At 60.0% G+C, this 24,154-nt stretch carries 23 protein-coding genes; 9 read left to right on the top strand and 14 right to left on the bottom strand.

The window, feature by feature from the left end; translation table 11 throughout:
* Positions 1-15: 15 nt before the first annotated feature.
* The 5 genes from ssuE to FIV38_RS20075 all read right to left on the bottom strand — a co-directional run bounded on the left by ssuE (position 16) and on the right by FIV38_RS20075 (position 4,615).
* Complete coding sequence (gene ssuE, locus FIV38_RS20100) at positions 16-609, bottom strand: NADPH-dependent FMN reductase (protein ID WP_038444301.1); 594 nt, start codon at positions 607-609, stop codon at positions 16-18.
* Between the two features lie 316 nt (positions 610-925).
* Positions 926-1,564, bottom strand: a complete 639-nt coding sequence (locus FIV38_RS20095) for a peroxiredoxin (RefSeq protein ID WP_092231239.1) — start codon at positions 1,562-1,564, stop codon at positions 926-928.
* A gap of 327 nt (positions 1,565-1,891) precedes the next feature.
* Positions 1,892-3,181 (bottom strand): ISL3-like element ISPpu12 family transposase, encoded by a 1,290-nt coding sequence (locus tag FIV38_RS20085; protein WP_004574636.1) that lies wholly within the window; start codon positions 3,179-3,181, stop codon positions 1,892-1,894.
* Positions 3,182-3,202: 21 nt separating this feature from the next.
* Positions 3,203-3,715, bottom strand: a complete 513-nt coding sequence (gene lspA, locus FIV38_RS20080; protein ID WP_003821921.1) for a signal peptidase II — start codon at positions 3,713-3,715, stop codon at positions 3,203-3,205.
* Between the two features lie 3 nt (positions 3,716-3,718).
* The gene (locus FIV38_RS20075; RefSeq protein WP_004364974.1) at positions 3,719-4,615 is read right to left on the bottom strand and encodes a cation efflux transmembrane domain-containing protein; all 897 of its coding nucleotides are present in this window, start codon (positions 4,613-4,615) and stop codon (positions 3,719-3,721) included.
* 95 nt (positions 4,616-4,710) lie between these two features.
* Here FIV38_RS20075 and cadR point away from each other — a divergent pair, with 95 nt between their 5' ends.
* Positions 4,711-5,118, top strand: a complete 408-nt coding sequence (gene cadR / locus FIV38_RS20070) for a Cd(II)/Pb(II)-responsive transcriptional regulator (RefSeq protein ID WP_009403731.1) — start codon at positions 4,711-4,713, stop codon at positions 5,116-5,118.
* Positions 5,119-5,221: 103 nt separating this feature from the next.
* On the opposite strand, the gene FIV38_RS20065 is transcribed toward cadR, so the two are convergent.
* Complete coding sequence (locus tag FIV38_RS20065; RefSeq protein WP_092231241.1) at positions 5,222-6,556, bottom strand: OprD family porin; 1,335 nt, start codon at positions 6,554-6,556, stop codon at positions 5,222-5,224.
* A 369-nt stretch (positions 6,557-6,925) separates the two neighbouring features.
* Between FIV38_RS20065 and tauA the strand changes: the two genes are divergently transcribed.
* A complete protein-coding gene (tauA, locus tag FIV38_RS20060; protein WP_092231243.1) occupies positions 6,926-7,912 on the top strand; it encodes a taurine ABC transporter substrate-binding protein in 987 nt (328 codons plus the stop codon).
* A gap of 132 nt (positions 7,913-8,044) precedes the next feature.
* Here the strand turns inward: tauA and argA are convergent, their stop codons facing one another.
* Together argA and argE are read right to left on the bottom strand one after the other, a co-directional pair.
* Positions 8,045-9,343 carry an amino-acid N-acetyltransferase gene (argA, locus tag FIV38_RS20055; protein WP_029289484.1) on the bottom strand — a complete coding sequence of 433 codons (1,299 nt, stop codon included), beginning with the start codon at positions 9,341-9,343 and terminating at the stop codon, positions 8,045-8,047.
* Between the two features lie 134 nt (positions 9,344-9,477).
* A complete protein-coding gene (gene argE / locus FIV38_RS20050) occupies positions 9,478-10,626 on the bottom strand; it encodes an acetylornithine deacetylase (protein ID WP_092231246.1) in 1,149 nt (382 codons plus the stop codon).
* A 160-nt stretch (positions 10,627-10,786) separates the two neighbouring features.
* Here argE and FIV38_RS20045 point away from each other — a divergent pair, with 160 nt between their 5' ends.
* Entirely contained in the window at positions 10,787-12,154 is a 1,368-nt protein-coding gene (locus FIV38_RS20045) for a CYTH domain-containing protein (protein WP_092231249.1), read from the top strand.
* A gap of 211 nt (positions 12,155-12,365) precedes the next feature.
* Here the strand turns inward: FIV38_RS20045 and FIV38_RS20040 are convergent, their stop codons facing one another.
* Positions 12,366-12,836, bottom strand: a complete 471-nt coding sequence (locus FIV38_RS20040) for an Lrp/AsnC family transcriptional regulator (protein WP_029289490.1) — start codon at positions 12,834-12,836, stop codon at positions 12,366-12,368.
* Positions 12,837-12,963: 127 nt separating this feature from the next.
* Here FIV38_RS20040 and FIV38_RS20035 point away from each other — a divergent pair, with 127 nt between their 5' ends.
* The 6 genes from FIV38_RS20035 (at position 12,964) to FIV38_RS20010 (ending at position 18,273) form a co-directional block, all read left to right on the top strand.
* Positions 12,964-13,296, top strand: a complete 333-nt coding sequence (locus FIV38_RS20035; protein WP_029289492.1) for a hypothetical protein — start codon at positions 12,964-12,966, stop codon at positions 13,294-13,296.
* Positions 13,297-13,380: 84 nt separating this feature from the next.
* Positions 13,381-15,132 carry a type IV pilus assembly ATPase TfpB gene (tfpB, locus tag FIV38_RS20030; RefSeq protein ID WP_092231310.1) on the top strand — a complete coding sequence of 584 codons (1,752 nt, stop codon included), beginning with the start codon at positions 13,381-13,383 and terminating at the stop codon, positions 15,130-15,132.
* A 75-nt stretch (positions 15,133-15,207) separates the two neighbouring features.
* Positions 15,208-16,128 carry an SPFH domain-containing protein gene (locus FIV38_RS20025; RefSeq protein WP_027608388.1) on the top strand — a complete coding sequence of 307 codons (921 nt, stop codon included), beginning with the start codon at positions 15,208-15,210 and terminating at the stop codon, positions 16,126-16,128.
* 10 nt (positions 16,129-16,138) lie between these two features.
* Positions 16,139-16,585: an NfeD family protein gene (locus FIV38_RS20020; protein WP_092231253.1), complete on the top strand. Its 447-nt coding sequence runs from the start codon at positions 16,139-16,141 to the stop codon at positions 16,583-16,585.
* A 69-nt stretch (positions 16,586-16,654) separates the two neighbouring features.
* Positions 16,655-16,972, top strand: a complete 318-nt coding sequence (locus FIV38_RS20015; RefSeq protein ID WP_029289499.1) for a DUF2388 domain-containing protein — start codon at positions 16,655-16,657, stop codon at positions 16,970-16,972.
* A 161-nt stretch (positions 16,973-17,133) separates the two neighbouring features.
* Complete coding sequence (locus tag FIV38_RS20010) at positions 17,134-18,273, top strand: DegT/DnrJ/EryC1/StrS family aminotransferase (RefSeq protein ID WP_092231256.1); 1,140 nt, start codon at positions 17,134-17,136, stop codon at positions 18,271-18,273.
* A gap of 45 nt (positions 18,274-18,318) precedes the next feature.
* Here the strand turns inward: FIV38_RS20010 and gcvH are convergent, their stop codons facing one another.
* From gcvH to FIV38_RS19980, 5 genes are all read right to left on the bottom strand, one after another.
* Positions 18,319-18,702, bottom strand: a complete 384-nt coding sequence (gcvH, locus tag FIV38_RS20005) for a glycine cleavage system protein GcvH (protein ID WP_092231258.1) — start codon at positions 18,700-18,702, stop codon at positions 18,319-18,321.
* Between the two features lie 51 nt (positions 18,703-18,753).
* Positions 18,754-19,836, bottom strand: coding sequence for a glycine cleavage system aminomethyltransferase GcvT (gcvT, locus tag FIV38_RS20000; RefSeq protein ID WP_092231261.1), 1,083 nt, complete (start codon positions 19,834-19,836; stop codon positions 18,754-18,756).
* Positions 19,837-19,992: 156 nt separating this feature from the next.
* Entirely contained in the window at positions 19,993-21,609 is a 1,617-nt protein-coding gene (locus FIV38_RS19995) for an ABC transporter permease (protein ID WP_070994014.1), read from the bottom strand.
* Positions 21,610-21,803: 194 nt separating this feature from the next.
* On the bottom strand, positions 21,804-22,808 hold the full coding sequence (locus tag FIV38_RS19985) for an extracellular solute-binding protein (protein WP_029289509.1): 1,005 nt from the start codon (positions 22,806-22,808) through the stop codon (positions 21,804-21,806).
* Positions 22,809-22,935: 127 nt separating this feature from the next.
* Positions 22,936-24,153, bottom strand: a complete 1,218-nt coding sequence (locus FIV38_RS19980; protein WP_169871364.1) for a 2-octaprenyl-3-methyl-6-methoxy-1,4-benzoquinol hydroxylase — start codon at positions 24,151-24,153, stop codon at positions 22,936-22,938.
* Position 24,154 lies beyond the last annotated feature (1 nt).

Genomic DNA, 24,154 nt, shown 5'->3' with positions numbered 1-24,154 from the left:
ATATCCGGGTGTGGCTTAGATGCTCCAGCGAGCACTCAACAAACGTTCATTCAACACATGGGGGTCCAGCGGTTGCGGGCGGCGGGCCATGGCGCTGTAGAACTGCTCCAGGGCTTCGCTCAAGCGTTGTTCAAGGATCGGCACCAACTGCGCCTGGGCACTGCCTTCGCCGTAGGCGATCTGGCTGTCCTCGGCAAAAATCCCGTGCAGCAGCTCTTGGGCTTTGAGTGCCGACAGCACTGGCTTCAAGGCGTAGTCCACCGCCAGCATGTGGGCAATGCTGCCGCCAGTGGCCATGGGCAATACCACTTTGTGGGCCAGGGCGCGTTCCGGCAGCAGGTCGAGGACGGTTTTCAGCGCGCCGGAAAACGACGCCTTGTACACCGGCGTGGCGATCAGCAAACCATCGGCATTGGCCACCTGGGCCAGCAGGTCGAGGACCTTCGGGCTGTCGAAGCGGGCATACAGCAAATCTTCGGCCGGGAAGTCCCGTACCTGATAACTCACCACTTCCACGCCTTGCTGCTGCAACCAGCGCCGGGAGTGATCCAGCAAGACCCCGGAGCGGGAACGCTGACTGGGACTGCCACCAAGTGTTACGACCAGCATCGGGAGTTTCCTTGAGCAAGTGTCGGCGGTTCGCGGTGCGGCGATGGCGCCAAGATGGAACAGACCTTATCAGCAGATTTATATATCTATAAATCTTATTTTTTCATTTGTTTATTCTTAAATTGCATATAAGAAAAATCATTTATCAGGCGAAAAAAAAGGCCGTCGAGACGGCCTGAAAACCCCTGCTATGTGAGCACTGAAATGCGATCAACCTGTGGGAGCGGGCTTGCTCGCGAATGCGGCGTATCAGTCAGCACATTTCTTGCTGATCCACCGCATTCGCGAGCAAGCCCGCTCCCACATTGGATTCAGGTTAACGATTAGGTTGTGGGGTCAGCCGCTGATACGGCTTGACCACGCGATAGCCCTTGGGAAAGCGCTTTTTGATCTCGTCTTCATCCTTGAGCGACGGCACGATCACCACTTCATCACCGTCCTGCCAGTTGGCCGGAGTGGCGACTTTGTAGTTGTCGGTCAGTTGCAACGAGTCGATGACCCGCAGGATTTCGTGGAAGTTGCGCCCGGTGCTGGCCGGGTAGGTGATGGTCAGGCGAATCTTTTTGTTCGGGTCGATCACGAACAGCGAACGCACGGTAAGGGTGTCGTTGGCATTGGGGTGGATCAGGTCGTAAAGGTCCGAGACCTTGCGGTCGGCATCGGCCAGGATCGGGAAGTTGACGAGGGTGTTCTGGGTTTCGTTGATGTCTTCGATCCACTTGTGGTGGGAGTCCACCGGGTCCACCGACAGAGCAATGGCCTTGACCCCACGCTTGGCGAACTCATCCTTGAGCTTGGCGGTGAAGCCCAGCTCGGTGGTGCACACCGGGGTGAAGTCCGCCGGGTGGGAAAACAGCACACCCCAGCTATCGCCCAGCCACTCGTGGAAACGAATCTTGCCGGCGCTGGAATCCTGTTCAAAGTCGGGGGCGATATCGCCCAGTCTGAGGCTCATGGTGTGGCTCCTGATGAGTGCTTATGCAACCCACTGTGCCTGCGCCGATGAGATTTTAAAAAGAATAAATATCGATTTATTTAGACGATATAGGAATATTAAAAATCTGTTCACTGGACCCTGCAAAAGGCGCACGCCAACATGCCGCCCAAGGTTCGAGAAGGCCTTGAGACGCTGTAAAAAGAGGGATTCAGGAAGGGCTTGCGGGGGTTGAGCCCGACTTGAAAGCAACAGCACCTTGCCCGGCTTTGCGCCGGGCAAGGTTTTACGGGTATACGGATTTAATGGTTGATGGGGCACCTTCACCCCATCAATCTGATACCACCCTCAGATGGTTGATAGATCGACTCCGTAGTTGAGTTCCTCTGCGAAGTCCGGCAGTCCGTAACCGATGGTTTTCTTGTAGAAAGGAGAGACCTTCGCAGTCGGTGCCTTCTTCTTGTGCTTCGTGGTGTAGAGCATTCGTGCCCGCATCACCTCGAAGGAGTAACCGCGCCCTTCACGGTTCTTGTCCTTGGCCAGTCGGTTGATGGACTCCGTGTAAGCGTTGGTGACGGGCATGTCCGTCTCGAAGTAGGTCATGGTCTCTTCGCGCCAGTTTCCCACTGCCCTGACCAGATCGCTCCAGACTTCCTTTTGGCCCTTCGGGATGGTGGCTATCCACTCGTCCAGGGCGGCTTCTGCCTGGAGCCGTGTGGTGGCGTCCCAGATGCCGTAGAAGCGCTCCTTGTGCTCGTAGGCGGCCAGCAGTTGCGGGAACGCGCCTGTCCAGGTCTCCATGATGAGGCGCTCCCGGTCTGAGACTTCGTGAGCGCGTTTCAGCAGGATTTTCCGGTCTCCCTTGAGAGTCCGGCTCTGGGACGGTTTCAGCTCCTTTCTGAGGCCCTTGCGCACTCTCTCTAGGGCATCGTTGGCCATGCGCACCACATGGAACTTATCGACCACGATACGGGCCTGGGGCAGCACAGCCTTGACCGCTGCCCGGTAGGGGTTCCACATGTCCATGCTGACGATCTCGACCTTCTGCCGGTCTTTCAGCTTCATCAGGTAGTTGGTCACCACGTCCTGGCGGCGGGTGGCCAGCAGGTCGAGCAGGGTTCGCTCCTCAATGTTGGTCAGAATGCAGCGGTAGCGCTTGTTCAGGTATAGCTCGTCAATGCCCAGGATGCGGGGCGTCTCGAAGCGGTGCCAGCGCCCCAGGAACTCGGCGCGGGCGTTGAAGATGTCGCGCACCGTCTTCTCGTCCAGGCCGGTCTGTGCCGCCACAAAGGTGTAGGGGTGGTTGAAGGATTCCTTCTCCACGTACTCATGCAGCCGCAGTGTCATACGGAATCCGTCCACCATCTCCGGTAGCTGGGGCCTGAATGTTGTCTTGCAGGCCCGGCAGGTGTATCGGCGGCGGACCACCCAGAGAGTGACCCGCTTGCCGTGGATGGGCAGATCACGATAGGGAACGTCACGCTTGCCGAACCGTACGAACTCACCCTGCACGCCGCATTCCTCGCAGGCGATGGGATCGGGCACGTCCACCTGGAAGTGCATTTCGTCGTCGGTTGATTTGCAGCCCAGTACTTGGTATTGCGGCAGGTGAAGGATGTTGTCGGGAAGTTCGGTCATGGTGTTGTATAGGCGTAGGTGTCAGTCAGATCCATCCGACTCGGCATTGGTGTTTGCTTTTTTACCCAACAAGCTGCTGGAAACGAAAAGTAAGGCACCGAGGACAATTGCAATATCAGCCAGGTTGAAGGCCGGCCAATGCCAGTCTCGCCAATAGAAATCAAAGGAATCCACAACATAGCCGCGAAAGACCCGGTCAATCAGGTTGCCCATGGCGCCACCGAGGATAAGACTGTAAGCGATGGCTTCTCCTTTATGACGATTTTCAAGGATCAGCTTGATCAGAAAAATCGAGACCACTACCGCGATTCCGATAAAAAAGTAGCGCTGCCAGCCTCCACCATTCGCAAAAAGACTGAATGCGGCACCGGTGTTCCATAGGTGCACCCAGTTAAAGAACGGGGTCACCGAAACATACTCGCCATAGGCCATTGATTGCTGCACCAGCCACTTTACAGCCTGATCAGACGCTGCCAGCAGGCCCGATATGGACAATAGGGCATACGGCGAGAGCTTTTTGCCAATAATGAGCATTATTTAACCCTTCAACGCCAAAATGCGTCTGGCACCGTTAAGTACAATGCCCCCCGCGATGGTGCCGATAATCAGATCCGGATAATTGGAACCGGTCCACGCGACCAGGGCGCCGGCGGTGATGACCCCCAGGTTGATCACCACGTCGTTGGCCGAGAATATCCAGCTTGCCTTCATGTGCGCCCCGCCTTCCCGATGTTTGGATATGAGCAGCAGACAACTGGTATTGGCAATCAATGCGACGAATGCGATAGCCATCATCACCAGCGATTCAGGCTCACTACCGAATACAAAGCGTCTCACCACCTCTACGAGCACGCCCACAGCCAAGATCAGTTGCAGTACACCAGCAAGATGCGCGGCACGTACCTGCATTTTCACGCTATGTCCAACCGCATAAAGGGCAAGCCCGTACACCGCCGCATCGGCAAAATTGTCCAGGGATTCTCCAATCAGGCCGGTGGACCGGGCGATCAGACCGGCAGTCATTTCCACCACGAACAGAAGTGCATTGATGCCGAGCAACCAGCGCAGGGTCCCGGATTCTTGCTTAGCAGAAGCTGCCGAAAACTCGGCGGCCTTGATGGTCTCCGGATTTGCAGCGACGGTTTCCTGAAGCGAGGCGCCTAGCCCCAAGGTCTTCAGTTTCGAGGTGACGGGCTCGACCTCGCCGTCATGCACGACCTTCAGCCGGCGGTTCGACAAGTCGAAGGACAGCGCCCGAATTTCCTCAAAGCCGTTCAGGGCTAGGCGAATCATTCGTTCTTCTGATGGACAGTCCATCTTCGGCACGGCATAAACACTGACCCATCTCCCTGGCGCCTCGGAGGAGGCCTGTATATCGGTATCCGCTGCGGACGTTGCATCACCGCCACAGGCGCCACCACAGGATTTGCTCATGATACGACTCCACTTGAACAATGTTGTGGTACCATTTAAAACTATAAAGCTACTATAAGGTCAATAGAGTAAAGAATCCGTTGGGGAGGAGGCTGATGCGCATTGGTCAGTTGGCGCAGTTGGTAGGGGTCGAAACACAGACGATCCGCTTCTATGAACAGCAGGGCTTGTTGCCGCCGCCTGATCGGCAGGACAACGGTTACCGTGTCTATACCGAGAAGCATGGTGAGGGGCTGGCCTTCATCCGTCGCTGCAGAATCCTGGGCCTGTCACTGGCTGAGATTCACGAACTACAGAGCTATGAGGACGACCCTCATCAGCCTTGTACCGCCGTCAACGCCTTGCTCGATGATCACATCTCTCATGTGCGGTCGCAGATAACCGCTCTGCAAGCGCTTGAGAAACAACTCGTTTCACTGAGAGCGAGTTGCAACGATGACCGGGAAGTTGAGGCGTGTGGGGTTCTTGCTGGAATTAGCGAAGGAAACATGCACCAGCAGTAGGTGAAGCATCAACCAGATAATCCGATGAGATGCCGGTCTGTCTCACTCTCATGCAAAGGTAAGATCAACCATTTAATCCGCTTACCCGGTTTTACTGCTGGTATTACAAGATCGGCAGGGTGTAGCTGACGATCAGACGGTTTTCGTCCTGGTCACGCTGGGAAGCAACCTGGGAGCGCAGCGAGGCGTTTTTCCACGCCAGGCCCAGGCCCTTGAAGGTGCCTTCCGGGATTACGTAGCCGAGGTTGAAGTCACGTTCCCACTCGCCCTTGTCGCCGGTCGAAGTGGCGATGTTGTCACCCTTGAGGTAGACAACAGAGGTGGTCAGGCCTGGCAACCCGATGGTTGCGAAGTCATAAGCGTACTGGGCCAACCAGGTGCGCTCGCCGGCGCGTTGGAACTTGCCGATCTGCATGTCAGTGATCAGGTACGAGGAAGCACCGTCACCCTGGTTGAGGAACGGGAAGTCGCTGGTGCCATTGACACGCTGGTAGCCGGCGCTGATCGCGTGGCCTTGCAGGCTGTACGTGAACTTGGCGCTCCAGGTGCGGTTATCGACTTCGCCGCCATTCTGGTAGCCCGACGCACGGTAGCCGGCGATACGGCCTTCCTGGCTCGAGTTCTTGCCGTCGGAGTCACTGTTGAAGTAACGCAGGTCGGACTTGATGCTACCTACTGGCAGCGCCCAGTTGTGGGTCAGGCCCAGGAAGTGCTGCTTGTAGAAGTCGGACAGGTTGCCGTAGTAGTACTGGGCCACCAAGTCTTTGGTGATCTTGTAATCACCACCGGCATAATAGAACTCGTTGCTACGTGCGTTGGCGGTGGCGGTGCGGGTTGCACCGTTGGAGCCAGCGATAGTCAGCGAGTCATTGTTGCTGGAGTTACGACCTTTGGCGTGCTCCAACTTACCGCCAACCAGGGTCAGGTTGTCGATTTCGTTGGAAGTGATCTGGCCACCTTCAAAGGTTTGTGGCAACAGACGACCGTCGTTGGACGTCACTACCGGCAGTTTCGGCAGCAAGGTACCCAGCTTCAGTTCGGTCTTGGAGATCTTGACCTTGCCCGTCAGGCCCAGACTGGCGAAATCGTCTACCGCACGACCGTCGCTGTCGCTTGGGAAAACAACGCCACCCTTGTTGGCGCTGTTGTTGTTGTAGGCGGTGCCTTTACCGGAGTCCAGCTTGACGCCGTACAGGCCGATCGCATCAACACCGAAACCAACGGTACCTTGGGTATAGCCCGAGGCGAAGTTGAAGATGAAACCCTGGCCCCATTCTTCCTGCTTGGAAGGCTTGGCGGCGCCATCACGGTTATCTTGGTTGATGTAAAAGTTACGTGCAGTAACGCTTGCCTTGCTGTCTTCAACAAAACCAGCGGCGCCAGCTTGCTGAGCCAAAACCCCAGCCGCGACGGCGAACGCCAATGTGGACTTCTTCATGTACCGCTCCTCTCGTTTCTAATTTTTGTAGTTCTTTGGTCTCGGGTCTGACGCCCTCGATCCACAGATGCGCGATTAGCGCCAGATCGTGACTGACAAGTCAATCGTAACCTTGTGTGTCTACTACCTTCGTCTAACCGCAGTTGATTTGGTCCCTGCAGGGTAATGAGTTTTTCATACACCCAAAAAGAATTATTTCATCCTTTTTCATACTATTCAGGAATAACACTTTCCATGGCGCGACAATCCCGCAGCGGGGTATCGCTCCATAAGCTAATTCCTAAAGGGTATTTATTGGCCATTTTTTAGATCGTTTAGTGTGATCAGAATCTCGCACACGTCACTCACGATCAAAAAGGCGACGCCATCATGGCCAAACGCGCATCCTCTAGTCAATTTGTTACAGTTTTACTATCACTTACACTTTCTTTTGGCGTGCAAGCGGCCAGTCTCACCATCGGTTACCAAACCGGGGTTGACCCCAGCAAAGTGCCCCAGGCCGACGGCGTCTATGAGCAGGCCATCGGCGAGAAAATCGACTGGCGCCGCTTCAATAGCGGCCCGGAAGTGATCACCGCGATTGCCTCCGGCGATGTGCAGATCGGCAACCTCGGCTCCAGCCCGTTGGCGGCCGCCGCATCCCGTAACCTACCCATCGTAGCGTTCATCGTATCGGCCCAGATCAATAGTTCTGAAGCTTTGGTAGTGCGCAACGACAGTCACATTGACGCACCCAAGGACCTGATCGGCAAAACCATCGCCACGCCCTTTGTCTCCACATCCCACTACAGCCTGCTCGGGGCCTTGAAACACTGGGGCCTGGACACAAAGCAGGTCAAAGTGGTGAACCTGCAACCAGGCGAAATTGCCGCAGCCTGGAAACGCGGGGATATCGACGGCGCGTTTGTCTGGTCGCCGGCCCTGGGGGAAATCCGCAAGACCGGCAGGATCCTCACCGATGCTGCCCAGGTCGGCCAATGGGGCGCGCCGACGTTCGAGGTGTGGGTGGCGCGCAAGGATTTTGCCGAGAAGCATCCTGAGGTGGTGGCCAAGTTTGCCAAGGTCACCCTGGATTCGTTTGCCGAGTATGCGGCCCATAAAGCCAGTTGGACGGTGGATTCGGCGCCGGTACAGAAGATCGCCAGGTTGACCGGCGCAAACGCCGCAGATATTCCCGAACTGCTGGAAGGCAGCACCTTCCCCGATGCCCGGGCGCAGCAAACCGACGCCTTGCTTAATGGTGGGACAGCCAAGGCCATTGGAGATACGGCGAAGTTTCTCAAGGAACAAGGGAAAGTAGAGACAGTGCTACCGGACTATTCAGCCTACGTGACCGGAAAATTCATCAAAGAATAAACCCGGACAAAGAATGTGGGAGCGGGCTTGCTCGCGAAGGCGGTGTGAAGTCAATAAATGTGCTGACTGACACACTGCCTTCGCGAGCAAGCCCGCTCCCACATTAGGTATTGGGTGTACCGAATACCGTGTTTACAGGGTCTTCTCGAAGATCTTCGAATTACGCTGGAAGTTGTACAGCGAAGCCCGCGCCGACGGCAGGCGATCCACGCTGCTTGGCACAAAGCCGCGCTCGCGGAACCAGTGGGCGGTACGGGTCGTCAGCACGAACAGGGTCTTCAAGCCTTGGGTGCGGGCGCGGGTTTCGATGCGCTCGAGCAGCTCATCACCACGGCCGCCATGGCGATATTCCGGATTGACCGCCAGGCACGCCAGCTCACCCGCCTCCGAGTCGGCAATGGGGTACAGCGCGGCGCACGCGATGATCATGCCTTCGCGCTCTACCACGCTGAACTGTTCGATTTCCCGCTCCAGCACTTCCCGCGAGCGGCGCACCAAAATGCCCTGCTCTTCCAGTGGGCTGATCAGGTCCAGCAGGCCGCCGACGTCTTCAATCGCCGCCTCCCGCACCAGTTCGAATTGCTCCTGGGCCACCAGCGTACCGCCGCCGTCCCGGGTAAAGAGTTCGGTCAACAGCGCACCGTCTTCGACATAACTGACGATGTGGCTGCGCCCCACACCCCCACGACAGGCCTCGGCCGCCGCATCCAGCAGTTCGGCCTGGTAGTTGTTGCCCAGGCGTTGCAGGTGCGCCGGTACTTGCTGCGGACGCAGCTCGCGCACCAGTCGGCCGTTTTCGTCGATCAGGCCCAGGTCGGCGCCAAACAACAGCAGCTTGTCGGCGCCCAGGTCGATGGCGGCGCGGGTGGCGACGTCTTCACAGGCCAGGTTGAAAATCTCCCCGGTCGGCGAATAGCCCAATGGCGACAGTACGACGATGGAGCGTTCGTCCAGCAGGCGGTTGATGCCCTTGCGGTCGACCCGGCGCACTTCGCCGGTATGGTGGTAATCGATACCGTCCAGCACGCCGATCGGCCGTGCGGTCACCAGGTTGCCACTGGCTACCCGCAGGCGCGAGCCCTGCATTGGCGAGGACGCCATGTCCATGGACAGTCGTGCTTCGATAGCAATACGCAAGTGGCCGACCGCGTCGATCACGCACTCCAGGGTCGCGGCATCGGTGATGCGCATGCCATCGTGGTAATGCGGGGTCAGGCCGCGAGCGGCGAGGCGGGTTTCGATTTGCGGGCGCGAACCATGTACCAGCACCAGGCGCACGCCGAGGCTGTGCAGCAGCACCAGATCGTGGACGATGTTGCCGAAGTTGGGATGATCCACACCGTCGCCCGGCAGCATGACCACAAAGGTGCAGTCACGGTGGGCATTGATGTAAGGGGAAGCGTGACGAAGCCAATTGACGTATTCGGGCATAAACCTGGGCCTGTTATAAAAAGCAGCCAAAAAAGGATGAATCGCTAAACGCACAGCGGGCTGATGGTTATCGTCGGAACAGGCTTGGCGACACGCTCGCTCTCCTTCTAAGTACGGGATGCAATGGGGTTAATTTATGCAGGTTTGAGGCAGTAGTGTTCAATCAATTCCCGCAATAGACGCACTGTAGGCGTCAAGCGTGACATTTCAAGGTACTCGCCCGGCTGGTGGGCGCAGGCAATATCCCCAGGGCCGAGCACCAGGGTTTCACAACCAAGGCGCTGAAGATAAGGCGCTTCAGTGCCGAACGCTACTGCTTCGGCACGATGGCCGGTCAATCGTTCCGCGACCCGCACCAGCTCGGCATCTTCAGGCTGCTCGAAAGGCGGCACTTCGGGGAACAGCGGCGCATAGTCGATCTGCACCTGATGGCGTTCGGCGATGGGCCGCAGTTTCTGCTGGATGGCGTCGCGCAGCACCTGCGGATCCATGCCGGGCAAGGGCCGCAGGTCGAATTCCAGGGAGCATTGGCCGCAAATGCGGTTGGGGTTGTCGCCGCCGTGGATGCAGCCAAAATTCAAGGTGGGCTGGGGCACGCTGAACTGTGGGTTGCGATACTCCCGCTGCCAGGCCAGGCGCAGGCCGCGCAGCTCGCCCATGGCATCATGCATGGCTTCGAGGGCGCTGTGGCCCAGGCTTGGGTCTGACGAGTGACCACTGCGCCCGAGGATGTCGATACGTTCCATCATCACGCCCTTGTGCAGGCGGATCGGTTTGAGGCCCGTGGGCTCGCCAATCACTGCAGCCCGCCCCAGCGGGCGACCGGCCGCAGCCAGCGCGCGGGCGCCGGCCATGGAGCTTTCTTCATCACAGGTGGCAAGGATCAACAGCGGCTGCTTGAACGGTTGGTCGAGCAGCGGCAGGACCGCTTCGATGGCCAGCGCGAAAAAGCCTTTCATGTCGCAGCTACCCAGTCCTACCCAGCGCCCGTCCACTTCCGTCAACTTCAAAGGATCGGTCTGCCATAGCGCTTCATCGTACGGCACGGTATCGCTGTGCCCCGCCAGCACCAGGCCACCGGGGCCGCTGCCGAAGCTGGCCAACAGGTTGAACTTGCCAGGGCTGACCTGCTGGATCTCGCAGGCAAAGCCCAGTTCGCCGAGCCAGGTGGCGAGCAGATCGATCACCGGGCGGTTGGTCTGGTCGAGAGACGCTTGGGTACAACTGACAGAGGGCGCGGCAATCAGAGCGGCAAATTGTTCTTTCATGGACGGTAAAGGCATGCGCTGTCTCTCAACTTCCACAGATGAAACCCATCATAGAACCATCTGCGCTGCACAATAAACCCGTTGCGGCACGTTGCCGGGCTCAGTCCTGTACACTGCACGACCTTGGCAGCCACATATTCCCCCGGCTGCACTCCCGATCCTGGATGTTCCGGCCATGCAAAAAGAAACCGAAATCAAGCTCCGCGTCAGCCGCGAGACCCTCGCCGCGCTGCGTGAGCACCCGCTCCTGAAAAAACGCAATAAAAGTGGCTGGGAACGCCGTGAGTTGATGAACCAGTACTTCGATACCCCCGAGCGTGACCTGGCCCAGGCCAAGGTTGCCCTGCGCCTGCGCAAGGATGGCGACGAAGTGATCCAGACCCTCAAGACCCGCGGCCACAGTGTTGCCGGCTTGTCGGAACGTAATGAATACGACTGGAAGCTGCCTAAAGCCAAGCTCGACGTGAAGAAACTCGACGGCGAATGCTGGCCCGAGCAACTGGCCGAGCTGGACAAAAAGACCCTCAAGCCGATCTTCACCACCGACTTCGTGCGCGAACGTGCCGAGATCGCCTGGGGCCGTGGCAAGGCCAAGGTGGTAATCGAAGCCGCCCTGGACCTGGGCCATGTGATTGCCGGCAAGCAGAAGGAAGAAATCTGCGAACTGGAACTGGAACTGCGCGAAGGCGAGCCCGCCGCCCTGCTGGAACTGGCTGCCGAACTGGCCCAGACCCTGGCGCTGATGCCGTGCGATATCAGCAAGGCCGAGCGCGGCTATCGCCTGTTTGACGCCAACAGCTATTCCCTGAGCCTGCCGGCCCCGCAACTGCAACCAGAAATCCCCCTGGACGACGCCTTCGCCGCGCTCACCTGGCATCTGCTGGGCAGCAGCCAGCGCCTGGCCGAGCAGTACCGTTTCAACGGTCACTGGCGCCTGCTGCAGGACTGGGTGGAAAACCTCGCCGAAATGCGCGCCCTGATCGGTAGCCTCGGCCAGGCTGCGCCACGTCAATCCACCAGCGAACTGCGCAGCGCCCTCGACGCCCTGCTGGAAGACTGGCGCCCACTGGTCCAGGCCGGTGAAGACGATGAAGACGTGCGCAAGGCCGCGCCGGAACAGTTCCTCGAAGAATTGACCGACGTGCGCTGGGGCCTGTTCTCACTGAACACTTCGCGCTGGCTGCTGGCCCGCACCTGGACCCAGGACCGCAACGTGCGCGGCAACCGCCAGGGCGCCGCCCAGGTCGCCAACTGGCTGCCGCGCCTGCTGGCCGACGAAGCCGTCGCCCTGCGCCTGCCGCGCTACCAGCAACAGCCCGAAGACCTCGCCGAGCAACTGCCGCGCATCGAGCGTCTGCAGGCTTGGCTGCACCATGCCCGGCACCTGCTGGAAATCCCGGAGCTGGATCGTTTGTACGGTGAGCTGAACAAGTTGGCGGCCCTGGCCAACCTGCCAATCACCGACGAATCGCTGGATGCGCGGATGCATCAGGTGATTGCGGTGTATCAGAATCGTGCGTGGAAGACTTTGCTGCGTCTGTAAGCGCCCCCAGGTTTGTTGTGGCAAGCCGACCTCTTGTGGAACAGGCTTGTCGTGGCGAGCGGGCTTGCCCCGCGCTGGGCTGCGTAGCAGCCCCAACCAAGACCAACTTATTTTTCAGGTGGACCGAGGCGACAGGTTTTGGGGCTGCTACGCAGCCCAGCGCGGGGCAAGCCCGCTCGCCACGACAAGCCCGGTTGCCACAAGCCGCCGCTCAGCGCAACACTGGCAGGCTGGTGGTCGACTTGATTTCCGACAACGCCACAATCGAGTTGACCTCCTGTATCCCCGGCACCATCGACAACTTCTCAAAGAAAAACCGCTCATACGCCTCGATATCCGAGGTGACAATGCGCAACAGAAAATCCACCGCTCCCATCAACACATAACACTCCAGCACCTCCGGGAACCCGCGGATCGCCTCGGTGAACTCCGTGAAGTTGGACCGCCCGTGGGCGTTGAGTTTGACCTCGGCAAAGATCTGCGTGTTGAGGCCAATCTTCTTGCGGTCGAGCAACGTCACCTGGGCGCGAATCACCCCCTCTTCCTTGAGCCGCTGGATCCGCCGCCAGCAAGGCGACTGCGACAGACCGACCTGTTCGGCAATCTGCGCGCTGGAGAGTGACGCGTCTTCCTGCAGCAGTGCCAGGATCCGGCGGTCGTAGACGTCCAACTCACTGTGCATAAAAATACCCTTTAATCCCGTACGCTCGAATAGTGCTATTCATTTATAAGGCATATCACTCAAACATAGATAAGAAATACCCCACAGCTCATGTAAAAATTTCTCCAGTCAAATTTGGAGAACGGCCATGCATTCAGTCCCAGCCAGCCCCACCCGCGTCGATGCCTGGGCAGTCAGCAATAGCCATTGCCAGGCGCGCTACCAGATCCTCGCCGAAGCCGAGCCCGATGTGCTGTGCCGGATCCTGAACTACTTCGCTTTGCAGTTCCTCGTGCCGCAACAGGTGAACGTGACACGCGACGATGACCTGCTGAACATCGACGTAGTGATGGACGGCCTGAGCTGGCACCGCGCCCAGGTGATCGGTGAAAAACTTCGTAACCTGATCAGCGTGTGCTCGCTGGAGCTGCAACCTGTTGAATCCACAAGGTTGCAGACCGTACAAGCGATGGCTCAGTAAAAACCGGCAATAACCCTCTGGGCGACAGCGACCAGGATGGAACTAGCCTTGGCGCTACCGCATGAAACCGCCCAGGAAACCGCCATGCCCGTTGCGCCACAATGCCAGGATCGCAGGCTTTGCCTCGACGAACTGCTGCCCGCCCTCACCGCCCATGGCTTGATCGACACTGCCCTGGCCGAACGCCTGCGGCGAACTCCGGCCAATGGCCTGCACCCGCTGGAGTTTCTCGCCGGCCAGTCACTGCCCGACCCCACGCGGCCTGGCCTGCCGCTATCACTGGAACGGCTGACCCAATGGCTCGCCAGTCATGTATACCAGCCCTATCTGCGCATCGACCCACTGAAAATCGATGTGGCGAGCGTGGTGCCGCTGATGTCCCATGCCTTCGCCCAGCGCCACCATATCCTCGCCGTCGCCCTGGATCGCGACAGCGTGACGGTGGCCAGCGCCGAACCCTACCTGCGCGAGTGGGAAGCGGGGCTGGCTCATGTGTTGAAGCGCTCGATCAAGCGCGTGGTCGCCAACCCCCAGGCGATCCGCAGTTGTACCCAGGAGTTCTTCCGGCTGGCCAGGTCGGTCAGCGGGGCCGACCAGACCAACCCCACGGCGCCCCCTGCCGAGCAGTTGCTCAACCTCGGTGCCGGCGATCAGGAGCCCGACGCCAACGACGCGCATATCGTCAATATTGTCGACTGGCTGCTGCAATTTGCCTTCGGCCAGCGCGCCAGCGATATCCATATCGAACCGGGCGGCGACCAAGGCCGCGTGCGCTTCCGTATCGACGGTTTGCTGCACGATGTCTATCAGTTTCCGCCCCAGGTCACGACCGCCGTGGTCAGCCGCCTGAAAAGCCTCGGGCGGATGAATGTCGCCGAGAAGCGCAAGCCCCAGGATGGCCGGGTCAAGACCAAGACGCCCACGGGTATCGAAGTGGAATTGCGTCTTTCGACCCTGCCCACGGCCTTCGGCGAGAAGCTGGTGATGCGGATTTTCGATCCCCAGGTGCTGCTCCAGGATTTCCAGCAACTGGGGCTGTCGGCCGATGACCTGCAGCGCTGGCAGCACATGACCGCCCAGGCCAACGGTATCATCCTGGTCACCGGCCCCACCGGGTCAGGCAAGACCAGCACCCTCTATACCACCCTGCGGCAACTGGCTTCCCGCACGGTGAACCTGTGCACGGTGGAAGACCCCATCGAGATGGTGGAGCCGGCCTTCAACCAGATGCAGGTCCAGCACAATATCGACCTGACCTTCGCCAGCGGCATCCGCGCGCTCATGCGCCAAGACCCGGACATCATCATGATCGGCGAGATCCGCGACCTGGAAACCGCTGAAATGGCGATCCAGGCGGCCTTGACCGGTCATCTGGTACTGTCGACCCTGCACACCAACGACGCTCCCAGCGCAGTAAGCCGCCTGCTGGAACTGGGCATTCCCCATTACTTGATCAAGGCCACTCTGCTTGGGGTCATGGCCCAGCGCCTGGTGCGGCGGTTGTGCCCACACTGTAAAAGCCCGACGGCGTTGAACCAGGACGCTTGGCACAGCGCTACCCAATCCTGCGTGGCACCACCCGCCAGCGTCTACCGCGCCAATGGCTGCGTAGAGTGCCGCGAAAGTGGCTATCGCGGGCGTATCGGGGTCTACGAAATCATGCTGATGAATGACGGGGCCAGGGCCCTGGTCAGTGCCGACACCGACTTGCAGGCACTGCGCCGCGAAGCGCTCAACGGCGGCATGCACAGCCTGCGTCTGGCAGGTGCGCACAAGGTGGCTGCGGGGCTGACCACACTGGAGGAAGTGCTACGGGTCACACCAGCGAACGAGTAAACCGTTCTTATCTGCGGCAAGCCCGTTACAATCGACAGACTTCGCGTCACCGCCACCACCAGACAAGGAATCGTTATGCAGATCGGAACAGTGCTTCTCCTCTTCGTAGGCTTGGCCATCGCCATCCTGTTCATGGGCTTCAAGGTCGTGCCCCAGGGCTACCAGTGGACCGTGGAACGCTTCGGCCGCTACACCAACACGCTCAAGCCTGGCCTGAATATCATCATTCCTGTGATGGACCGCATCGGGCGCAAGATCAACGTGATGGAAAGCGTGCTGGATATTCCGCCCCAGGAAGTGATCACCGCCGATAACGCCACAGTGCAGATCGACGCGGTGTGTTTCTTCCAGGTGGTGAACACCGCCCAGGCAGCCTACGAGGTCAACAACCTCGAACATGCGATCCGCAATCTGCTGCAAACCAACATCCGTACGGTGCTCGGCTCGATGGAACTGGATGCCATGCTCAGCCAGCGCGACGGCATCAACGAGAAGCTGCTGCGCACGGTCGATGAAGCCACCGCACCTTGGGGCATCAAGATCACCCGTATCGAGATCAAGGACATCAGCCCGCCCGCCGACCTGATGGCCGCCATGTCCGGCCAGATGAAAGCCGAGCGTATCAAGCGTGCCCAGATCCTCGAAGCCGAAGGCCTGCGCGCCTCCGCCATCCTGACCGCCGAAGGCAAGAAGCAGGCGCAGATCCTCGAGGCTGAAGGTGGTCGCCAGGCCGCATTCCTTGAATCCGAGGCCCGTGAACGTCAGGCCGAGGCAGAGGCCCGTGCCACGCAGGTGGTATCGGAAGCGATCGCCACCGGTAACGTGCAAGCCATCAACTACTTTGTCGCACAGAAGTACATCGACGCCCTTGGCAAGCTGGCCTCGGCCAACAACAGCAAAGTCATCCTGATGCCGCTGGAAGCCAGCCAGGTCATTGGCGCAGTGGGAGGCATCGGCGAAATCGTCAAGGCCACCTTCGACAACAAGAAAGCCTGAGGCCCGCACCATGTGGGAATTCCTGCAACACCTGTCGTTCTGGGATTGGCTGGCGCTGGGCACGGTGCTGCTGATTCTTGAAGTGTTTGGTGCCGGCGGTTATCTGCTGTGGATGGGGATCGCGGCGGCGGCCGTTGGTGTGCTCAAGTTCCTGATCCCGGGGCTTGGGCTGGAGCTGCAACTGCTGCTGTTTGCGGTGCTGTCCATCCTGACGGCGGTGTACTGGTGGAAGCGCCAGCGCAGCAGCGCCAAGGCCAGCGACCAGCCGGGCCTGAACATGCGCGGTTCGGAGCTGATTGGCCGCACCTTTGTGGTGCATCAGGCGATTATCGACGGGCGGGGCAAAATCAAGGTCGGCGATGGCGTATGGATGGTCACCGGGCCTGACGCACCTGTAGGGGCTCAAGTACGGGTGATTGGCCAGGATGGCGTGATTTTGCGAATTGAAACTGTTTAGTCAGCCATGGAACTCGACCGGGTTATCTACAATCAAACTGTTCAGATAACCCAGTCGGAGTCACCCATCATGCGTCTCAAATATGCTGTCGCCACCCTCGCCGTGCTTTCCCTCCCAGTTGGATCGGCCATGGCCGACAGCTTCTGGCGTAATGTCATCTCATCGGGCGCCACCACCGGCTCGACGTACCTGACCTTCAAGGACCACAAGCTGGTCGTCGCCGCCCAGGACGACGCCGGCAGCTTCGTCGCCAGTGACGGCGGTATCCGTGGCCCATACCTGGAAGCCGCCATGCAGAAAGTGCGGGCAGACAATCCAGGCCTGAAAGCCACCGACATGGAGTTGGCCAACGCCATCCTGGCGAAAAACGCAGTTGCTGCCGAGTAAATCCGGTGCGTGAAAAAGCCGCTTTAGAGCGGCTTTTTTTTGCTTGTTTTTCGACGATACGTTTACAGGCGACAGGCTATATTCAGTTGCCCCGTGCGACGATGCCGGGGTTGATTTGAGTTTTTATTCTTGGTCTTTCTCCTGCGGGTACCTTCAACATCATGAGCCAACTGCCTTTCCTGCCGTTTTCAAAACCCAGCATTGACGAAGCCACCATTGCGGCGGTCGGTGATGTGTTGCGCTCGGGCTGGATCACCAGCGGGCCAAAGGTGCAGGCGTTCGAAGCACAGCTATCGGAGTACTTTGGTGGACGGCCGGTGCGCACCTTCAACTCCGGCACCTGCACCATGGAAATTGCCCTGCGCATCGCCGGGGTTGGCCAAGGGGATGAGGTGATCACCACACCGATTTCCTGGGTGGCGACCGCCAACGTGATTCTGGAGGTGGGCGCCACGCCTGTGTTTGCCGATATCGACCCCGTGACCCGCAATATTGACCTGGTCCAACTGGAAGCCGCTATCACACCGCGTACCAAGGCGATTATCCCGGTGTACCTGGCCGGCCTGCCGCTGGACATGCCGATGCTCTACGCCCTGGCCAACAAGTACGGGCTGCGTGTCGTCGAAGATGCCGCACAGGCGCTCGGGGCCAGCTGGGATGGCCAGAGGATCGGCGCCACCGGGGATTTTGTCTCGTTCAGCTTCCAGGCAAACAAGAACATCACCTCTTGCGAAGGCGGCTGCCTGGTGTTGAACAACGCCGAAGAAGCACGCCTGGCGGAAAAGTACCGGCTGCAAGGCGTGACTCGCAGCGGCTTCGATGGCCTGGATGTGGATGTGCTGGGCGGCAAGTTCAACATGACCGATGTCGCCGCGGCGGTGGGCCTGGGCCAATTTGCCAACATCGAGCAGATCACTGCCCATCGACAGGCCCTGGCCCGGCATTACTTCGAGTGTTTTGGCAGCGATTTCGAGGCGACATACGGCGCGCAGTTGCCACCTGCCGACTTCGAAAACAGCAACTGGCACTTGTTCCAGCTGGTACTGCCTGAGCGCCAGGATGGCCTGCCGGCCCGCGCCACGTTCATGGAGCAGATGCAGGCCCAGGGCGTGGGCATTGGCTATCACTACCCGCCGATCCATCTGCTGAGTTTGTACCGGGCACAGGGGTTCAAGGAAGGCATGTTCCCGGTGGCAGAACGAGTCGGGCGTTTGATTGTGTCGTTGCCGATGTTTACGGCGATGACCAAGACGGATGTAGAGCGCGCGGTTGCGGCGGTGAAGCAGGTGCTCAAGCCCTGACCTTTGTTGTAGGAGCCGGCTTGCCGGCTCCTACACAGGGGGGTGTTACTCGCCGATGGCAGCCTTGTAGCCGGCGGCATCCAGCAGTTTTTCCAGTTCGGCGGTATTGCTTGGCTTGACCTTGAAGATCCACGCCTCATACGGCTTGTCGTTGAGCGACTCAGGGGCATCGGTCAGATCCTCGTTGACCGCAATCACTTCACCCGACACTGGAGAGTAAATATCCGAAGCAGCCTTCACTGATTCCACGACGCCCGCTGCGTCGCCTGCAGCAAATACCTTGCCCACTTCAGCCAACTCAACGAAGACCACATCACCCAGTGCTTCCTGGGCGTGATCGGAGATCCCGACGGTCACCGAGCCATCAGCTTCCAGGCGTGCCCATTCGTGGCTTTCGGCAAAACGCAGTTCGGCAGGGATATTGCTCATAGTCTGTGTCCTCAAAAGAAATGTCAGCGGCCATTGGCCTGCCGGAAAAGGTTAGATCAAGGTTTTGCCATGGCGCACGAAGGTCGGTTTGACCACTCGCACCGGGTACCATTTGCCGCGAATCTCTACCTCGGCGCGGTCGGCGGTTGCCATCGGTACACGCGCCAGGGCAATGGATTTACTCAGCGTAGGAGAGAAACTACCACTGGTGATCTCTCCTTCGCCAACATCGGCGATACGAACCACCTGGTGAGCGCGTAAAACCCCACGCTCCTCCAGCACCAGACCCACCAGTTTGAGCTGAACCCCAGCCTCACGCTCGGCTTCCAGGGCCGCACGCCCGATGAACGCGCGGCTGGCAGGTTCCCAGGCGATGCTCCAGGCCATATTGGCGGCCAGAGGGGACACATTCAGGTGGATATCCTGGCCGTAAAGGTTCATGCCGGCCTCCAGGCGCAGGGTGTCGCGCGCGCCCAGGCCGATGGGCGAGATGCCCGCCCCGACCAGGTCGTTGAAAAAACCCGGGGCCTGGTCGGCGGGCAGGACGATTTCCAGGCCATCTTCGCCGGTATAGCCTGTGCGCGCGATGAACCAGTCGCCGTCGGCACGGCCCTCGAAGGGCTTGAGCTGGTGGATCAACACGCCACGAGACTGGGTGACCAGCTCGGCAATCTTGTGTCGGGCCTGGGGCCCCTGGATAGCCAGCATGGCCAGGTCCGGGCGCTCACGCATCATCACCTGGTAGCTGCCCAGCTGGGCCTGCATCCAGGCGATATCCTGGTCGCGGGTGGCCGCGTTGACCACCAGCCGGTAACCGTCTTCGGTGCGGTAGACAATCATGTCGTCCACCACCCCGCCCTGCTCGTTGAGCATGGCGCTGTACAGCGCATGGCCGCAGCCATGCAAACGACCGACATCATTGGCCAGCAGATACTGCAGCCACTCCCTGGCCTGATGGCCCGAGATGTCGATCACGGTCATGTGGGAAACATCAAACACCCCACAGTCACGGCGCACCTGATGGTGCTCCTCGACTTGCGAGCCGTAGTGCAGAGGCATATCCCAACCGCCAAAATCGACCATTTTCGCGCCGAGGGCGAGATGCAGGTCATACAGAGGCGTACGCTGTCCCATGGGTTTCTCCTTCCGGGCGTGGCGAAGGTGCGGACGGTCGCCGTTCGGGCTACACACCTTGAAATACAAGGCCTGCAGCCACAATCAGCCACCCTGCCCGAAAGACGGGCCGCACCGAATGCCGCGCATTGTAGCCTCAAGCCGTAGGACTGGCACCTAACCGATTCGTCGCGCCGAACGTCGGATCAAGCCGATGACCGGCAACAGGCCGACCAATACCAGGGTCAGTGCAGGCAAGGAGGCACGCGCCCACTCGCCTTCGCTGGTCATCTCGAAGATGCGCACGGCCAGGGTATCCCAGCCGAATGGGCGCATCAGCAGGGTCGCGGGCATTTCCTTAAGTACATCGACAAATACCAGCAAGGCTGCACTCAAGGTGCCTGGTAGCAAGAGCGGCAGATACACTTTGCAAAACAGTCGTGGCCCACTGACCCCCAGACTACGCGCTGCTTCCGGCAAGGATGGGCGGATGCGCGCCAGGCTGTTTTCCAGCGGGCCATAGGCCACAGCCAGGAAGCGCACCAGATAAGCCATCACCAGGGCCGACAGGCTGCCGAGCAGCAAAGGCTTGCCCGCGCCTCCCAACCAGCTGGAAAGCGGAATCACTAACTCGCGATCCAGATAGCTGAACGCCAACATGATCGACACCGCCAATACCGAACCCGGCAAGGCGTAGCCCAGGTTACCCAGGCTCACCCCGGAGCGGATGGCCCGGGTCGGCGCCAGGCGGTTGGCAAACGCCAGCAGCAGCGCCACGCTGACGGTGATCAGCGCGGCCATGCCGCCCAGGTAAAGGGTATGTACGATCAGCCCGGTGTAACGCTCGTCGAGGTCGAAACGCCCGCGCTGCCAAAACCAGGCCAGCAGTTGGATCATCGGAATGACAAACGCGCAGGCAAATACCAGGGCGCACCAGCCAGTCGCGGCGGCGGCTTTGAACCCATGCAGGTGATACAGCGCCTTGCCCCGTGGCCGCTCGTTGCTTGGGCGGCTGGCGCCACGGGCCCGGCGCTCGCCGTAGAGCACCAGCATCACCACCAACAGCAACAGGCTTGCCAGTTGCGCGGCGCTGGACAGGCTGAAAAAGCCGTACCAGGTCTTGTAGATGGCGGTGGTAAAGGTGTCGAAGTTAAACACCGACACCGCGCCGAAATCCGCCAGGGTTTCCATCAGCGCCAGGGCCACGCCGGCGCCGATGGCCGGGCGCGCCATGGGCAGGGCCACCCGCCAGAATGCCTGCCAGGGTGATTGGCCCAGCACCCGCGCCGCCTCCATCAAGCCCTTGCCCTGCGCCAGAAAGGCGGTGCGCGCCAGCAGGTAGACGTAGGGATAGAACACCAGCACCAACACGATGATCACGCCACTGGTGGAGCGTACGCGCGGCAAGCGCAGGCCTGTGCCGAACCACTCACGCAGCAGGGTCTGCACCGGCCCGGAGAAATCCAGCAGGCCCACGAAGACAAACGCCAGGACATACGCCGGGATGGCAAACGGCAGCATCAACGCCCAGTCCAGCCAGCGCCGGCCGGGGAATTCACAGAGGCTGGTCAGCCAGGCCAGGCTCACGCCCAACACCGTTACGCCAACTCCGACCCCCAACACCAAGGTCAAGGTGTTGCCCAGCAGGCGCGGCATCTGGGTGTCCCACAGGTGCGACCAGATTTGCGTGTCAATGCTTTGCCAGGACAGCAGCAGGACACTCAGCGGCAGCAGCACCAGGGCAGCGACAGTGAAGACCGGCAGGTACCAGCGGCGTTGGGCGGGGTGGGCCAAAAGAAATTCCCAAGCAGTGGATGATTTGGAGACATACACAAACCACTGTGGGAGCGGGCTTGTGTAGGAGCTGGCTTGCCTGCGATAGCATCACCCCGGTATCGCTGATACACCGAGGTGTCTGCATCGCAGGCAAGCCAGCTCCCACACAAGCCAGCTCCCACATTAGATTTGTGAAGCCTTACAAATTGTACTCAGTTCCAGCCTGCGCGATCCATCAGGCGAATCGCCTCGGCCTGGCGCTTGCCCGCGACTTCCACCGGCAAGGTGTCAGCCTTGAACTTGCCCCAGCTCGCCACTTCAGCCGAAGGCTCGACCGCCGGGTTGGCCGGGAACTCCTGGTTGACGTCGGCAAAGATCTTCTGCGCTTCAGGCGTAGTCATCCATTCCACCAGGGCCTTGGCGGCGTCCGGGTGCGGGGCGTATTTGGTCAGGCCAATGCCCGACAGGTTGACGTGCACGCCACGGTCGCCCTGGTTAGGCCAGAACAGTTTCACGGCCAGCTTCGGATCCTGCTTGTGCAGGCGCCCGTAGTAGTAGGTATTGACGATGCCCACATCGCACTGCCCGGCATTGATTGCCTGCAATACGGCGATGTCATCGGAGAACACGTCGGTGGACAGGTTGTTGACCCAGCCCTTGATGATCTCCTCGGTCTTGTCCGCGCCATGGGTCTCGATCAGGGTGGCGGTCAGCGACTGGTTATAAACCTTCTTCGCGGTGCGCAGGCACAGGCGGCCTTCCCATTGCTTGTCGGCCAGGGCTTCGTAGGTGGTCAACTCACCCGGCTTCACACGGTCGGTGGAGTAGGCGATGGTCCGCGCCCGCAGGCTCAAGCCGGTCCAGGCATGGCTTGAAGCGCGATATTGCGCAGGGATGTTGGCGTCGATCACCTTGGAGGTGAACGGCTGCAAAATGCCCATCTGCTCGGCTTGCCAGAGGTTGCCGCCATCGACGGTCAACAGCAGGTCGGCGGTGGCGTTCTGGCCTTCGGCCTTGATGCGCTGCATCAGCGGCGCTTCCTTGTCGGTGATGAACTTCACCTGTACACCGGTTTTCTTGGTGTAGGCATCGAACACCGGCTTGATCAACTCGTCGATACGAGAGGAGTAGACCACCACTTCGTCAGCCGCCTGGACGGTGGTGCTGGCGATAAGGGTGAGTGCCAGGGCAGTCAGGAGGCGCTTGGGTGCCAACATAGGTGCGGTCTCTCGTAGGAAAAGTGAGCGCAAATGATAAGGACTCACATTTAGCATCTCAACCGAACACTGGGTGGAGGCGTTACGAGATGTTGCGTGATTGGCTTCCGGGGTGCGGCAACCGGCCTCAGGCTTTGGCCAGTTCCGGTAGATCCCCAGTCAATCCCAATGCCTGGCGCACAAATACCGCCTTGGCCTCGGGCATCTGGTCGACCATCTTCAACCCGGCATTGCGCAACCAGCGCAACGGCAGTTGGTCAGCCTGGAACAACCGCTCAAAGCCCTCCATCGCCGCCATCAGCGCCAGGTTGTGGGGCATACGCCGGCGCTCGTAGCGACTGAGCACCTTCACATCCGCCAAGCGTTCACCGCGCTCGGACGCCTGCAGCAGCACCTCGGCCAACACCGCCGCGTCGAGGAATCCCAGGTTCACGCCCTGCCCCGCCAACGGGTGGATGACATGGGCGGCATCGCCAATCAGGGCCAGGCCTTCGGCGACGTAACGCTTGGCGTGGCGCTGGCGCAACGGTACACACAGGCGTGGATCGGCGCTGATCACACTGCCCAGGCGGCCTTCAAAGGCGCGCTCCAGTTCGCGGCAGAAGCTTTCGTCGTCCAGGGCCATCAAGCGTTCGGACTCACTCGGTGTGGTCGACCAGACGATCGAACACCAATCTTCCTGGCCATCGCGCACCAGCGGCAGGAATGCCAGCGGACCATGGTCGGTAAAGCGCTGCCAGGCCGTGCGCTGGTGCGGTTGGCTGCTGCGCACGCTGGTGACAATGGCGTTGTGCAGGTAATCCCATTCGCGGGTAGCAGTGCCCGTCAGGCGGCGCACCGCCGAATTGGCGCCGTCGGCCGCGATCACCAACGGCGCGCGCAGGGTGCGGCCATCAGCGAGGGTCAGCAGCCAGTCATCGCCGGAGCGACGCATCTGTTCCAGGCGCGCATTGGCCAGCAGGCCCAGGTCGCAGTCGTGCAGGCGGTCGAGCAAGGCGTCCTGGACCACGCGGTTTTCGACGATATGCCCCAACACCTCGGCATGCACACTGGCCGCCGAAAAGTGGATCTGCCCGGTGCCGCTGCCATCCCACACCTGCATCTCGCCGTAGGGGCTGGCGCGGCGACTGGCGATGCCGTCCCACACGCCCAGGCGTTCGAGGATGCGCTGGCTGGCAGCCGACAAGGCGCTCACCCGTGGTTCAAACGGAGCGTCGGCATCAAATGGCTTGACGCTCAACGGGCTACCGTCGAGCAGCAGCACTTGCAGGCCACTGCCTTGCAACGCCAGCGCCAAGGCGCTTCCGACCATTCCGGCCCCGACAATCAGCACATCTGCGCGCATG

Source organism: Pseudomonas proteolytica, assembly GCF_007858275.1.
Lineage (GTDB): Bacteria > Pseudomonadota > Gammaproteobacteria > Pseudomonadales > Pseudomonadaceae > Aquipseudomonas > Aquipseudomonas proteolytica.
This window is presented reverse-complemented; position numbering and strand designations above follow the sequence as displayed.